General features: G+C 50.3%; 9 protein-coding genes. All 9 read left to right on the top strand.

What is annotated here, in order from left to right:
- Positions 1 to 73: 73 nt before the first annotated feature.
- Positions 74 to 3,205, top strand: coding sequence for a SusC/RagA family TonB-linked outer membrane protein (locus tag B5Z18_RS25095; RefSeq protein WP_079472271.1), 3,132 nt, complete (start codon positions 74 to 76; stop codon positions 3,203 to 3,205).
- 10 nt (positions 3,206 to 3,215) lie between these two features.
- On the top strand, positions 3,216 to 5,249 hold the full coding sequence (locus B5Z18_RS25090; protein WP_159454424.1) for a RagB/SusD family nutrient uptake outer membrane protein: 2,034 nt from the start codon (positions 3,216 to 3,218) through the stop codon (positions 5,247 to 5,249).
- A 17-nt stretch (positions 5,250 to 5,266) separates the two neighbouring features.
- Positions 5,267 to 6,178: a DUF5017 domain-containing protein gene (locus tag B5Z18_RS25085; protein WP_159454423.1), complete on the top strand. Its 912-nt coding sequence runs from the start codon at positions 5,267 to 5,269 to the stop codon at positions 6,176 to 6,178.
- Positions 6,179 to 6,182: 4 nt separating this feature from the next.
- Positions 6,183 to 7,418, top strand: a complete 1,236-nt coding sequence (locus B5Z18_RS25080) for a glycoside hydrolase family 88 protein (protein ID WP_079472268.1) — start codon at positions 6,183 to 6,185, stop codon at positions 7,416 to 7,418.
- Between the two features lie 153 nt (positions 7,419 to 7,571).
- On the top strand, positions 7,572 to 8,144 hold the full coding sequence (locus B5Z18_RS25075; RefSeq protein WP_159454422.1) for an RNA polymerase sigma-70 factor: 573 nt from the start codon (positions 7,572 to 7,574) through the stop codon (positions 8,142 to 8,144).
- 80 nt (positions 8,145 to 8,224) lie between these two features.
- Positions 8,225 to 9,424 carry a FecR family protein gene (locus B5Z18_RS25070; RefSeq protein WP_079472266.1) on the top strand — a complete coding sequence of 400 codons (1,200 nt, stop codon included), beginning with the start codon at positions 8,225 to 8,227 and terminating at the stop codon, positions 9,422 to 9,424.
- A 64-nt stretch (positions 9,425 to 9,488) separates the two neighbouring features.
- Positions 9,489 to 12,803, top strand: a complete 3,315-nt coding sequence (locus B5Z18_RS25065) for a TonB-dependent receptor (RefSeq protein WP_200817341.1) — start codon at positions 9,489 to 9,491, stop codon at positions 12,801 to 12,803.
- A gap of 17 nt (positions 12,804 to 12,820) precedes the next feature.
- Positions 12,821 to 14,248, top strand: coding sequence for a RagB/SusD family nutrient uptake outer membrane protein (locus tag B5Z18_RS25060; RefSeq protein WP_079472264.1), 1,428 nt, complete (start codon positions 12,821 to 12,823; stop codon positions 14,246 to 14,248).
- A complete protein-coding gene (locus B5Z18_RS25055) occupies positions 14,248 to 14,988 on the top strand; it encodes an SGNH/GDSL hydrolase family protein (protein WP_200817340.1) in 741 nt (246 codons plus the stop codon). The genes B5Z18_RS25060 and B5Z18_RS25055 overlap by 1 nt, the downstream gene beginning before the upstream one ends.
- Positions 14,989 to 14,997: the final 9 nt, after the last annotated feature.

Here is a 14,997-nt window from a genome sequence, read left to right as displayed (position 1 = left end):
GAAAAAGACATGCCAATCAGCCAGCAAGGGAGGAGGGTGCAACTTCACCTTCCATTATTTTTTTACGGGAGTCATGTGGATCTTACTTTTTCCGCTTTTCCTTTTTGCACAACAGAAAAAAACAGTATCCGGTACAGTAAAGGCCAAGGATGGTACGCCATTGATTGGGGTGACTGTAATGGTAAAGAATGAAAAAACGGGAGCCCATACAGACGGGAACGGCCGTTTTACTATTGCCGCCATGCCAGGCGCCACACTGGTGTTCTCTTTTATCGGTTTTGGTAAAGTGGAACAACCGGTAGATAACAGAACGGAATATAATGTACAGATGAGTGAGCAGGCCGGTACGCTCAACGATGTGGTGGTAGTGGGATATGCTACCCAGCAACGTAAAGACCTCACCGGCGCAGTGGGCAGTGTGAACATGAAAGATTTTGCGAAGGCGCCGGTAAAGTCGTTCGATGAAGCGCTCGCAGGAAGAGTAGCAGGGGTAGCGGTAGCGAGCAACGACGGTCAGCCGGGCTCCATTTCCAATATCGTGATCCGCGGCGCGGGTTCCATCACACAAGATAACTCCCCGCTTTACGTGATCGATGGTTTCCCTACTGAAAGTTCCAACGCAAATGCGATCAGTCCGGGTGATATTGAGTCAATCGATGTTTTGAAAGATGCATCTGCCACCGCCATTTACGGCGCCCGCGGATCAAACGGGGTTATTCTCATTACCACAAAAAAAGGGAAGACCGGCGCGCCGCAGGTAACCTATAACGGGTATTATGGCTGGCAGCAGGCGCCCAACAAAATCCCGTTAATGAACGCTTATGAGTTTGTACAGTATGTAGGAGATGTAAACCCTTCCATCTATGATTCCGTGTACCTGGCCGGTGGCGCTAAACTGGAAGATTACCGTAACAAGGAAGCCATAGATATGCAGGACTTCGTGTACCGCGTTGGTCAGAACCAGAATCACGACATCGCCGTACGGGGAGGGAATGATAAAACGAGGTACTCTGTCTCCGGAAATTTTAATAACCAAAAGGGAATCATCATCAATGGTGGTTTTAAACGCTACCAGGGCAGGTTTTCACTGGATCAAACGGTAAGCAGCAAATTGAAAGTAGGCATCAATGCCAACTATGCCTACAATGAAACTTACGGTATCCCGGTTTCCGCAACCAATTTTTATGCGTCTGCCACCACGTTATATTCCGTATGGGGCTTCCGGCCTACGACCAGTATTTATGGCCGCGACAGCGCCGTGAATCTCGTGGATGAATTTTATGATCCGGGCAATGAACTGGCCAATAACCAGGACTACCGTGTGAACCCGTTACAGAATATCCAGAACCAGTACACCATGAATAAGGTGAACAACCTGTTCGCCAACGCATACGCGGAATATGCTATCACCAACGGACTGACATTACGTATAGCCGGTGGCATCAACACCGTAAATACGGAGATCGATATTTTCAACAATTCCAAAACGCAATCCGGCAGCAAGTGGAATTCCAATGGCGTGAATGGCAGTATAGAAACCAAACCCACTTCGCTCTGGCGTTCGGAAAACTCGCTGACCTACCGCAAAAGCTGGAACAAATTACACAACCTCACTGTGCTCGGTGTATTGGAAGCGCAGGGATATAAAAATTCACAGCGCAGGTTTTCGGCGAATCAAATCCCGAATGAAGACCTCGGTCTGGATGGAATTGATCTCGCAGCACCGGCCAATACCTCCCTGCTGTCGCTCAGCTCCGGCTGGACAATGGCCTCCGGCGCGGTGCGCGTGAACTACGACTACAATTCGAAATATCTTTTCTCTGCTTCCCTGCGTGCAGATGGTTCTTCCAAATTCGCCGCAGGTAATAAATGGGGATACTTTCCTTCCGCCTCTGCGGCCTGGCGTTTCAGCAGCGAAGAGTTTATGAAAAATGTGAGATTCATTTCAGACGCGAAGATCAGGCTGGGCTATGGCGCATCCGGTAATAACCGGGTAGGGGACTTTGCTTACCTGCCCCAGTTGCAGCTTACCAGCAATCAATACTGGTATTCCGTTGGAAATGCGCCGCTGGGTATCGGGTCGGTGATGGTATCTTCCGGTAACACGGACCTGCGCTGGGAAACCAACGAACAAACCAATATCGGTTTGGATATGGCCTTCCTGAAAAACAGGCTCACACTCACTGTAGACGCCTATCTGCGTACCACGAAGGATCTTCTGCTGAATGCCGCACTGCCTTATGTACATGGTGTAGAAAGCGCGCAGGGTTTCAAAAATGTAGGCCAGCTGCAAAATAAAGGACTGGAATTCACAGTTGCAGCAGTAATTGCAGATACCAAACAGTTCAGCTGGAACAGCAGTTTTAACATCAGCTTTAATAGTAACAAAATACAATCACTGGCAGAAGGACAACAATCTATTCTCTCTGGTTCCGGTACTTTTTTTAATACTACCTATTCGGGTCTGTTCCCTTATATCTCCGTGATCGGAAGACCGCTGGGTGAGATGTATGGCCTCGTGTTCGATGGCGTGTACCAGTATTCCGATTTCGATGTGATGCCCAATAACACCTACCTGCTGAAGCCGGATGTGCCTACCAATGGCGCGGCGCGTAATGCTATCCGTCCGGGGGATATTAAGTATAAAGACCTCAACGGCGACCTGCAGGTGAACAACCAGGATTACACGATCATCGGCAGCGGGTTACCAAAACATACCGGCGGTTTCAGCAACGATTTCCGCTACCGCAATTTTGATCTGAACGTACTGTTGCAATGGTCTTATGGCAATGATATTATTAATGCGAACCGGTATGTGTTTGAAGGCGGTATTGTAAACAATCCGAACCTGAACCAGTTTGCCAGCTATGCCAAACGCTGGACGCCCACCAACCCAAGCAACACCATGTTCCGCGCTGGCGGTATGGGTAATGCCGCGTATTCTTCCCGCGTAATTGAAGACGGCTCTTACCTGAAGCTGAGAACGGTTTCGCTGGGATATAATATACCCGGCGAACTGCTGAAACGTGCGAAGATAAAGAATGTACGCATCTATGGCGCTGCACAGAACATTTATACATGGACGAAGTACTCCGGTATGGATCCTGAAGTGAGCGGCCGGCCGGGTAACCTTACCCCTGGCTTCGACTATGCCGTTTACCCGCACTCATTGTCTTATGTGACCGGTTTAAATGTAACCTTCTAAAATGATGAACATGAAACGTATTTGCATCCTGGCATGTATCGTAATAGCAGGGCTTACATCCTGCAAAAAATTCCTTGATACGCAACCAACAGATTTTTATACCACCACCAATTATTACAGCACGGAAACACAGCTGCAGCAGGCGCTGAACGGCGTGTACGGCGATCTGATGCGGCCCGAGTTGTATGCGCAGGTGATGGGCTTTAACTTTGTATCCACCACAGATGAAGTAATGTCTAACCGTACGGCAGACGGCGATGCCCGTGGTCTCCGTTACAATTACGATGCCTCCCTTGTACATATCGCCAGTATCTGGCGCTATGCATATGTTGGCATCAACAATCTCAATACATTACTGGATAACATCGATAAGCCAACGATGGACGCATCCCGCAGGAATATTATCAAAGGACAGGCATTATTCCTTCGTGGGTTCCTGTACTTTATTCTTACCAGTAATTATGGAGATGTGCCTGTAGTCCTTCACACACCCGCTATCAATGATGTAAACATTCCGCAGGTAAAGCAGGCGGACGTGTACGCGCAAATTGAAAAGGATATGAAAGAAGCAGAAGTGCTGCTGAAAGATTATACCGTTACACAGGCGAAATTCAATGATGTGGTTACGCTCACTGCTGTGCAGGCCATGCTGGCGCGGGTGTATCTCTACTGGGCCGGCTATCCGCAAAACAATACCGCCAAATACCAGGATGTGATCACTTACACTGATAAAGTGATTCTCTCTGGTCTTCATGCACTGAACCCCGATTACCGCCAGGTATTCATCAACCTGGCCACAGACCAGTATGATGTAAGAGAAAACATCTGGGAGCTGGGCTCCCTGGGCGCAGCCGCCGGCGTGGTAAACAAGTCAGGCAATGATATCGGCAACTTTGTGGGGATCCAGTCAGCGCTTACTGCACTGGATTCTACTTCCTACAACTCCGCCGGATGGGTGTGGGTTACTAAAAAGCTGTTCGATGCTTATGAAACAGATCCCAACAGCGCTGTCATGCCTAACAAACCTTCGCTGGATATCCGCCGCGACTGGAACTGTGCCAACTATATTTACAGCGGAACAAATCCCCGCACAAAAGCCGCGCGTCCTAATCCCTGGCAGATGTGCGCCGGTAAGTTCAGAAGGGAATATGTACCGCAGGCTATCCGTAATACCAATGGCGTAGGCGGTACCTATAATATCAACTGGCCCATGATCCGGTATTCAGATGTATTGCTGATGCGCGCAGAAGCAGAGAACTACGTGAACGGCCCTACGAATGCCTATAATTATGTGAACCAGGTACGGAAAAGAGGATATGGACTGATGAATGGAAACGTAGTAAAATCCATTACAATGGTAAACTCCGGCGATGGCTATACGAAAGTACCGGCAGTAACTATCACCGGCGGCGGTGGCAACGGCGCTACCGGAACGGCGATTATTACCAGTGGCAAGGTAACCGGTATTTACCTGAACAGCCCGGGTGCATTAACGTTAGGCTCCTATTATACTACGCCACCTGTAGTAGTGATAGGCACCTTCTGGACGCCGGGCGCCAGTTATACAACTGGTACACAAATCACTAACGGCGGCATCCTGTACACCGTAACAACGGCAGGTACTGCCACCAATACACCGCCTGTCAATACTTCCGGCGCTTCCGATGCCTCAGTAACCGGCGCTGTATTCACCTATGCCGGCACCGCTGCAACGGCTACGGCCACCATCACCACAGGTAATGAATCCGATCTTACGCCGGGGCTTAGTAAAGATGCGTTCCAGTTGGCCATCCGTGATGAAAGAATGCGCGAGCTGTGTTTTGAAGCGGTGAGAAAAGCAGACCTGATCCGGTGGGGCAGTTTTGTATCAGACATGCAAAACTTCGCATCATGGGCTACAGCCAACGGTGCAGGCGTTACGTCTACAGGTAATCCCAACGGATTGCAGGGCGTGCGCAATGTAAGCGCCAGGCATGTGATGTTGCCCAAACCAACTTATGAACTCAATCTTAACCGGTTACTGACACAAAACGAAGGCTGGTAATGCTAAAACACATCCACATGAAAAAATCATTCATCATACTGTTGTCTTTCTTTGCGGTTGCCTGTTCTAAAAAGATGGAAATAGATACGCCGGACTTCAACGTGGCGCTCGATCCTGCAAAGCTGGTATCAGATACGTTCACGTACCGCCTGGGAGATACCACCCGCTTTAAGTTCAGCGGCAGCGCGGGCAATATCGCATTCTATTCCGGGGAACCCGGCAAGCGTTACGATGGCCGTGCATCTGCAAACAAACTGGGAAAGATCACGCTGGGCTTTTCCTCAAAATCAGAATTTGGTACGCAAACAAATACGCTGCAGGTACTGGCCACCAACAAACTGGCTGGCCTGGATTCTGCTGCTGTGGTAAATGCGGCATGGACAAATATTACCAGTCGCGGCGCAGTGGCTACCAACGCAACGGTAGTGCCTTTTGGTACTGCTGACCTGACAGACCTGGTAGCCAATGAAAACGATTCACTCTTTATTGCTTTCAAATACAGCGGTGTAACGGGAACGACACAACGTACCTGGACGATCACCGAATTTATCGTGAACAATGTTCTGCCGGAGAAAACTGTTTCGCTAAGTTCTTTGTCGGCCGATGTAGCCTACTGGACCCGTTACGGCAACGTATGGAGCCCCGCTAATGGCCGCTGGACAGCCTCCGCCACAGATCTTAAAATCACCGGCGGCGGTGGCAGCGCGGCCAGCAATACCAGCTGGATCATCACCAAACCCTTATACATCGGCCGTGTGCCGGGAGATGTGAGTACCGGCATCAAGAGTATCAACGAACCGGATAAAGAAGAATATGCTTTCGTTTATCCGTCACCGGGAGTATACAAAGCCACCTTCGTGGCATTTAACCACACACTGGACGAACAAAAAAGTGTTGTAAGGGAATTGATCATTAAAGTGACACCATAAGAATATGAAACCATTGCTTTATTTTATTTTAGCCGCCGGTCTTACTGCCTACACTGCAGGCGGGGAGAAGGATTTTATCAGCAGTAATGCAGGCTTTGCCCGGCAACAGCTGAAGCATATGCTGAAGGATACGGAATCCCGCGATAGCCTGGCTTTTCCCCGGACTATCAATAAGGAAGGGAAAATGATCACCACTTCTATGTACGACTGGACGCCCGGTTTTTTCCCGGGCTCACTCTGGTACGCGTATGAACAAACCAAAGATCCTGTATTGCAGCAGGAAGCTGTTAAGTGGACGGAGAAGCTGGAGCCGCTGAAAGATTTTACGCAGCATCATGATCTCGGTTTCATGATGTATTGCAGCTATGGCAATGCTTACCGTCTTACGGGTAATAAAGCGTACCGCGATATCCTGATCCAGGGCGCCCGCTCGCTCAGCACACGTTTTAACCCGGTAACAAAAAGCATCAAATCCTGGAACGCTTTTAAAACATGGCATGGGCAGCAACTATATTATTACCCGGTAATCATCGACAACCTGATGAACCTGGAGCTGTTGTTTTTTGCAGCTAAAGAAACCGGCGACACCAGCTTCCGCCATATTGCCGTGAGCCATGCGGAAACCGCTATGTACAACCAGGTACGTCCGGACTACAGCTCGTATCATGTAGTGTGTTATGATACCACCAATGGTAAAGTGCTGGCCCGCGAAACCGCGCAGGGGTATGCTGATAATTCCACCTGGTCACGCGGTCAGGCATGGGGTATCTATGGGTTTACGATGATCTATAGAGAAACACATGATCCGCGTTTCCTCAAAACTGCGACCGGTATGGCCGACTGGTTCCTGGATAATAAAAATCTTCCGGAAGATAAAGTACCGTATTGGGATTTCAATGTACAGGAGAAAGGATACACCCCCGGTGTACGCTCCAATGCCAATAAGGTAAAAACAAAATACCGCGATGTTTCCGCCGCTGCTATTGTGGCGTCGGCATTGTTTGAGCTGAGTGGTTATGCCGGCAAAGAGAAAGGAACACAATATCGCCAGGCAGCCATCACAATACTGCATTCGCTTGCAGGCAGCGCGTACAGGGCGCCGGAAGAAAAGAATGGTAACTTTATATTGATGCATAGTGTAGGAAGTATCCCGCACAATGCGGAGATTGATGTGCCACTGGTGTATGCAGACTATTATTTTTTAGAAGCCTTGCAACGGTATAAGGCTTCGCTGGATTAAGCGGGAAGGCATCGTATAAAAAAAGACAGGCACCTGGTTATCCGGATGCCTGTCTTTTTTTGTGCTTTCCACTATGATCTATTATTTTACTACATTTATGGCAAGAGGGACGGGCTTACTTACATGCCAGAGCGACAATATACTGATAAGGAATTGCTAAAACTAATCTCGGAAGGCAACGAAGCAGCCTTCCGCAGTTTTTTCCATGCCTGGCAGGGCCGGTTGTTTCATTATATCCGTACTATCATCAAATCTCCGCAGGTGGCAGAAGAAGTGGTCATGGACGTTCTCACAAAATGCTGGGTAGGCAGGGAACTGCTGCCCCGTATTGAGCACGTGGAGGCTTTCATGTTCCGTATCGCCTATCACCGCGCAATTGACTTCCTGCGTGCTGCCAGCCGGAACCCGCAACTGGTGGACCTTCTGTGGGAAGAGATCCAGATGGTGGATGCCACGGAGGCCGACAACCAGGTAATAGTGAAGGAATATGAGACAAAGCTACGCGAGGCAATTGGGTTGCTCAGTCCCCAGCGCCGGAAAGTGTACCAGCTAAGCCGGGAGGAGGGGCTTTCCCATAAAGAGATCGCCGGGCGCTTGTCTCTTTCCAAACACACTGTCAACAATCATATCACCGAAGCCCAACGATTCATCCAGCAATACCTGGCCGACCATCTTAACCTGGTAACGGTATTTGCCCTTCTGTATGTTGTTTCAGAAAAAGTTTAATTTTTTTTTCAGATTGATTAGTTATTCTTCTTTTTTCCAGCGTCTAGCTTCTAAAGGCAGTTATTCCCTGCCATCCACGTATGAGTGAAACTGATAACAGACTACACCGTTTGTTCGAACGTTATATTGCCAATACCTGCACCCGTGAAGAGCTGGAAGAGCTGCTGGCAGCCGTGAAACAATGGCCGGCTAATGATGCCCTGCGCCTGGCCATGGAACAGCATTGGCGCAACAGTCGTGATACAGCAGGCATCCCGGATGCCGAAGCCAAACTGGAACATCTTCTCACCAGTACCCGCCCTTCAACAGATCAACAGGAGCAGGAAAACCTTACGCCTGTTATCCCGGTACGCAGGGCATACCGCTGGCGTTATGCCGCTGCCGCCGTAGTAGCGGTGGGACTCGGCGCTATGGGATACTTTTACCTGCAACGGTCACCTACTCCTTCTGCCATTGTTCAGCACAACATCTTAAAACAGGACGTGCCACCCGGCGGCAACAAAGCCATGCTCACGCTGGCGGATGGCTCCACCGTTGCGCTGGACAGCGCCTCCGGCCACGTGATGCAGCAGGGTAATACCTCCATCCATCTGCAGAACGGCCGGCTGCAATATGATGTAAACGGCGCAAGCGATGCTGCAAGCCTTAATACCCTGACCACGCCCCGCGGCGGACAATACCAGCTGGTGCTGCCGGACGGCTCCAAAGTATGGCTGAATGCGGCATCCAGGCTGAAATATCCCACAGCGTTTATCGGGAAGGAGAGAGTGGTGGAGCTGGAAGGACAAGGATATTTCGAGATCGCAAAGAAAGCGGGACAGCCGTTCAAAGTGCGCGTGCACAATCTTGAAGTGCTGGCGTTGGGCACCAGCTTTGACATCATGGCCTATGATGATGAACGCACCATGAACGCCACCCTGCTGGACGGCGCCGTAAAAGTAAGCGTGAACAAGGAAACAACGCTTTTGAAACCCGGGCAACAGGCCGCTGTGATACGCGGTGCTGATGCCATCGCCGTCAACAAGGTGAACACAGAGCAGGTGATTGCCTGGAAAAACGGCTACTTCTCTTTTGTAGACGCGGATATTCACACGATCATGCGACAGCTTTCCCGTTGGTACGACGTGGAAGTAAGCTATGCAGACGGCATGCCGCAGGGACTCTTCTCCGGGGAGATCGGGAAAGGTCTCACCCTGGCGCAGGCGCTGGAAACACTTGAACAGGCAAGAGTGCATTTTAAAATAGAGCACGACAGGCATATTGTCATATTGCCGGAATAAATAAGTAAGTAAACAAACCTATCAACCAATCAGTCAATCAATCTTCCATGTTATGTACAAATTAATGCTATCTCTATTTTTGTTTTTTTTTCTGAAAACCACTGCCGTCTGTAACTCGCAGCAGATCACCTTCAGCGGGAAGAATGTTCCGCTGGAAAAGGTGTTTGCCGTGATCAAACAGCAGACAGGTTATGTATTCTTTCATCGCAACGAGGATATGGCCGCGGCCAAACCTGTTACTGTTGCCTTTAACAACATCGCGTTGGAAACGGCCCTGAAGATCCTGCTGAAAGACCAGCCACTGCGCTACTCGCTGCAGGGCAATACGGTGGTCATCAGCCGTAAAACAACATCGCCCGAGCCGCAGGGTACGGAGCAACCTGCTATTGACCGCCTGCAGGGTAAAGTGGTGAATGAAAAGGGTGAGCCAATACCCGGCGCCACGGTGCAGATCAAAGGCACCGGCCGAGGCACCACCACCAATGTAACCGGTGGATTCACCCTCTCCAATGTGCCGGAGAACGCCGTACTGGTCGTTTCCGCACTGGGACTCAAAACAAAGGAAATAACTTTGTCTCCCGGCCAGAACAGTATTTCCGTTACCCTGGAAGGCGATACGGAAGCCCTGGGAGAAGTAGTGGTAGTAGGTTACGGCCAGGTAAGAAAGAGTGATCTCACCGGCTCCGTTACCTCCGTGCCCGTAGGAGAAATCAAGAAAGTAGCCGTTACTTCACTGGACCAGGCCCTGCAGGGAAGAGCCGCCGGCGTGCAGGTGACGCAGAACTCCGGCGCTCCCGGCGCCTCCACCACTATCCGTATCCGCGGCGGTAACTCCATCCAGGGCGACAACGAGCCGCTGTATGTGATAGATGGTATTCCCTTCAAGAATGCCGGCGCAGGTACCGGCTCCGCCTTTAACGTACTGAGTACTCTCAACCCGGCAGACATTGAATCCATCAACATTCTGAAGGATGCTTCTTCCACAGCCATCTATGGCTCCAGGGGCGCCAATGGTGTAGTGATCATTACTACCAAAAGAGGAAAAGCGGGCAAGTCTGTTATTAGTTTCGACAGCTACTACGGCACGCAGAACGTGCGCCGGAAATATCCGGTGCTGAACGCAAGCGAGTATGCGCAGCTTGTTAATGAAGCCAATACCAATGATGGACTGCCAGCTGTATATACACAAGACCAGGTAAATGCTTTTGGTAAAGGCACCGACTGGCAGGACGAAATACTGCGCACTGCTCCCATCGCCAATTACCAGTTGTCTGTAAGCGGTGGTGATGAAAAAACGCAATATGCCTTGTCTGCCGGCTATTTCACACAACAGGGGATCGTGAAAGGATCTGACTTTAGCAGGTATTCCTTTCGCGTAAATATCGACAGGAAGCTGACCAGCAAGATCAAGATAGGCAACAGCCTGACGGTGAGCCGCACGGTGAGTAACCAGGCCAAGTCTGATGGTAACCTGGGTTCCGCCGGCCTGGCAACAATGGCTGCCCTGCAGTTTCCTCCGCTTCTTTCCGTATACGATAAGGATGGTAAATACCTGATTAATGATCCTAAGCTCGTTTTCCCGGCTGATAACCCGGTAGCGCTGGTGCAGGACTCTAAGAACCGCAATACTGCCTATCGTGTTTTTGGTAATATATTCGGCGAATATGAAATACTCGAAGGGCTTAGCCTGCGGGTGATGTTTGGTGCAGACGCCATTCTGCAAAAGCAGGACAACTACCTCCCGCGAAGTGTGGCCAGTGGCCTTTCCCAGGGTGGTGTAGCCTACATCTACAATGATCAGAACATCACCTGGCTGAATGAAAACACGCTCACCTATACGAAAAGATTCAACCGTGTACATAACATCACTGCTCTGATAGGTTATACCCAGCAGGTAAACCAGACGGAATACAGTTCTTCATCTTCCCGCAGTTTTGTAAATGACAACCTCGGCTCCGGCAACCTGGGCGCAGGCGCAATTCCCGTTATTCCTTCTTCAGGCGTTGGCGGATGGGGACTGGAGTCTTACCTGAGCAGGATAAATTACAGCTATCGTGATAAATATTTACTCACTGCCTCTTTCCGTGCAGATGGATCTTCCCGGTTTGGCGCCAACAAGCGTTTCGGCTATTTCCCTTCTGCTGCACTGGCATGGCGGGCAAGCGAAGAGCCTTTCCTGAAAAGCGTGAAACAGATCAGCGAATTGAAAGTCAGGGCTACCTACGGTACTACCGGTAACCAGGACGGTATCGGCAACTATCCCGCTTACTCCCTGTTAGGCACGCAGAACTATGTGCTGGGTAATGCAGTGGCCACTGGTATTGGCCCCAGCCAGATCTCCAATCCGGATCTCTCCTGGGAAACCACCTCACAGGCCGACCTGGGCGTTGACATTTCCCTGTTCAACAGCAGGATCAGTCTCACGGCAGACGCCTATCTGAAAAGGACCAGGAACCTGTTGCTGAATGTAACCATCCCTGGTACCTCCGGCTATTCCAGCGCTTATAAGAACCTGGGCCAGGTGGAGAACAAGGGGATAGAGTTAAGTCTTTCTACCGTGAACCTGGACGGCGATTTCAAATGGACCACGGATATCAACTATGTAATCAATCGTAACAAAGTGCTGGACATTGGTGGCGCTCCGCAGATATTTGCCGGCGAAGTGGCCAACATTGCACAGAACGTCAACTCCGGTATTATCCGTGTAGGTCAGCCACTAGGCTCTTTCTACGGCTATGTAACGGATGGTATTTACCAGTCGGCAGAAGAACTGTCCGCACTGGCAGACCCTAATGCAAAGAAACCAGGCGACCGCCGGTACAAGGATCTGAACAACGATAAGAAAATAGACGATGCAGACCGTACCATCATTGGTAATGCGCAGCCCAAATTTTTAGGTGGCATCAGTAATACCTTCTCCTATGGCGGATTTGACCTCAGTATTTTCTTCCAGGGCGTATATGGTAACAAAATACTGAACGCCAATCGCTTTGAACTGGAATATCTCAACGGCACTCTGAACCAGGACCGGGACATGCTCGATCGCTGGACGCCTACACATACCAATACAGATATTCCGCGTGCCACCAATGCCCGTCCTACTAACCGTATCTCTACCCGACAGATTGAGGATGGCTCCTACCTGCGGCTCAAGAACCTGCAGTTGGGGTACAACCTGCCCGCTTCCGTACTGAAAGCCATCAAGGTACATTCTATACGTGTATATGGAAGCGTACAGAATCTTGCTACCTGGACAAAGTACAGCGGGTATGATCCCGAAGTGAACCGCTTCGGGCAGGACAGTCGCAGCCAGGGTTTCGACTACGGCAGCTATCCTACCGCCAGGACCGTGCTTTTTGGGTTAAATGTCAGCTTCTAACAAAAATATTTCTGCATATGCAAAAGTTTATTCTTTTTTTACTCTTGATAATAGGCGTATCCTGCGGAAAGCTGAGCGAAGCGCCGCAGTCCAGCTTCACGCCTGCCAATTTCTATAAGAATGCGGACGACGCAAAGGCCGCCGTTAATGCTGTATATGACCTGCTGAACACCGCCAACCTGTACAATCAGTCTATGTGGGTGCTGATGGATCAGGCTACGGACGATGCCGAATGGGGTGGTGGCCGTTCCACGGTTAACCAGTCGAAGAACGATCTTGACAAATATACTTTTACGCCGGCTACCGCTACTTTCCAGGTGGTATGGAGTGCCTGCTATCAGGGCATCAACCGCGCCAACACCGTGCTGGGGCGGGTACCGGTTATCTCTATGGATGATGCGCTCAAAACGCGTCTGCTGGCTGAAACAAAATTCATGAGAGGGTTCTATTATTTTACCCTGGTACGATTATTTGGCGATGTACCGCTGGTATTGCAGGAAACCACCTCACTCAACGACCTGGCCATACCCCGGAAAACAATGGACGAAGTATACCAGCAGATCGTAGCAGATTTTACAGATGCGGAGAAAGCGCTGCCGGCATCCTACACGGGCGCAGACAAAGGCAGGGCCACTAAAGGGGCGGCAACAGCTTTCCTGGCAAAGGTTTACCTGACCCGGCAGGACTGGGCCAAAGCCTCCGCCAAATGCAAGGAAGTGATAGACCTGGGTGTGTATGACCTCTGGACCAATTTTGCAGATGCATTTGCTATTGCCAACAAGAATGGCAAAGAAGCGGTATTTGAAGTGCAGGCACTGGGTGGTGGTGTAGGAGAGGGCAGCTACATGCAGGGCTATATGCGGCCTGGTTTTGACAAGGTGAATGGCGTTTCCGGCTTTGGCGACAATCCTCCTACAAAGAACCTGTATGATACCTATAGCCTGACGGACAAGCGCAGGGATATAACCATCAGGCTTTATTCTGCCACTACCACACCTCCGGCACCGGCCAATATCCTTTTCCCGGGATATGTATGTAAATACCTGGACCCTTCTGCCACGGCTACAGGAGAAGGCAGCAACAACTTCCCCATTATCCGGTATGCTGATGTGCTGCTGATGTACGCTGAAGCATTGAATGAGCAGGCCGCTGGTAACGTGGAAGCCTATACGGCAATTAACCGGGTGAGGGAAAGGGCCGGTCTTGTGGGGCTGTTGCCCGGGCTGAGCCAGGGAGCGTTCCGCGACAGCGTGCTGTTGGAAAGACGCCTGGAGCTGGCTTTTGAAGGGCACCGCTGGTACGACCTGGTAAGGACTAAACGGCTGGCCAGCGCGATGAAAGCACAGAACCCGGGTATCATTGTCCTGGATAAACACTATCTGTATCCAATCCCTCAAACAGAACGGGATGTAAATAAGAACCTGACACAAAACCCTGATTATTGATGATGCATCGCAGAACATTTTTACAAACGGGTTTGCTCACTACCTCGGTGGCCTTCCAGGAAAAATACTTTTCCTGGAAGCCTGCCGTGAAAGCCACACCGATAGCGGATCCGCAGGTGATCAATGCAGGTGTTGGCGGCAACAATACCATTGACCTGCTAAAGCGGATCGACCAGGATTGTTTGTCACACCGGCCGGACCTTACCGTGCTAATGGCGGGCACCAACGACATGAACAGCGTGAAATATGTACCGTTGCCGCAATATGAGAAGAATATCCGCAGTATTGTAAAACAGATCATGAATATCAACAGCCAGGTGCTGCTGATGACCATCCTGCCAGCTTACGAACCATACCTGTTTACCCGCCACAGGAAGGAGTTCTATGAGCCCGAAGGGTACCAGGAACGGAACCGGCAGGTGAATGACGTGATCCGTAAAATCGCGGCAGATAATAAACTGCTGGTGCTAGACATGCACCATGTTTTTGAAAAAACAGGTAACATAGGCACCGATGCGGATAGTCTTCTCCGTAATGAAGCCAACAGCGGGAAAACGGATGGCTTGCATCCCACCCCGGAAGGATACCGCCTGATGGGCGTTGTGGTGTATGAGGCCATCATGCAGTTGCAGCTGCCGCATAACAAGGTGGTGTGTTTTGGCGATAGTATTACATTAGGCGATGGCGGCGTATCCGGGAAGAGTTATCCCGCCGCCCTCAAAAGATTGCTTGGTTCCTGAAAAATAAAT

It is taken from the genome of Chitinophaga ginsengisegetis, assembly GCF_900168065.1.
GTDB classification, from domain to species: Bacteria; Bacteroidota; Bacteroidia; order Chitinophagales; family Chitinophagaceae; genus Chitinophaga; species Chitinophaga ginsengisegetis.
Note: the sequence above shows the minus strand (reverse complement) of the source record. Positions and strands in the feature narration are given on the sequence as shown.

Coding starts and splice junctions, on each gene's coding strand:
- B5Z18_RS25080 (WP_079472268.1), top strand. CDS start 6,183: ATGAAACCATTGCTTTATTTTATTTTAGCCGCCGGTCTTACTGCCTAC.
- B5Z18_RS25095 (WP_079472271.1), top strand. CDS start 74: ATGTGGATCTTACTTTTTCCGCTTTTCCTTTTTGCACAACAGAAAAAA.
- B5Z18_RS25070 (WP_079472266.1), top strand. CDS start 8,225: ATGAGTGAAACTGATAACAGACTACACCGTTTGTTCGAACGTTATATT.
- B5Z18_RS25090 (WP_159454424.1), top strand. CDS start 3,216: ATGAAACGTATTTGCATCCTGGCATGTATCGTAATAGCAGGGCTTACA.
- B5Z18_RS25055 (WP_200817340.1), top strand. CDS start 14,248: ATGATGCATCGCAGAACATTTTTACAAACGGGTTTGCTCACTACCTCG.
- B5Z18_RS25085 (WP_159454423.1), top strand. CDS start 5,267: ATGAAAAAATCATTCATCATACTGTTGTCTTTCTTTGCGGTTGCCTGT.
- B5Z18_RS25060 (WP_079472264.1), top strand. CDS start 12,821: ATGCAAAAGTTTATTCTTTTTTTACTCTTGATAATAGGCGTATCCTGC.
- B5Z18_RS25065 (WP_200817341.1), top strand. CDS start 9,489: ATGCTATCTCTATTTTTGTTTTTTTTTCTGAAAACCACTGCCGTCTGT.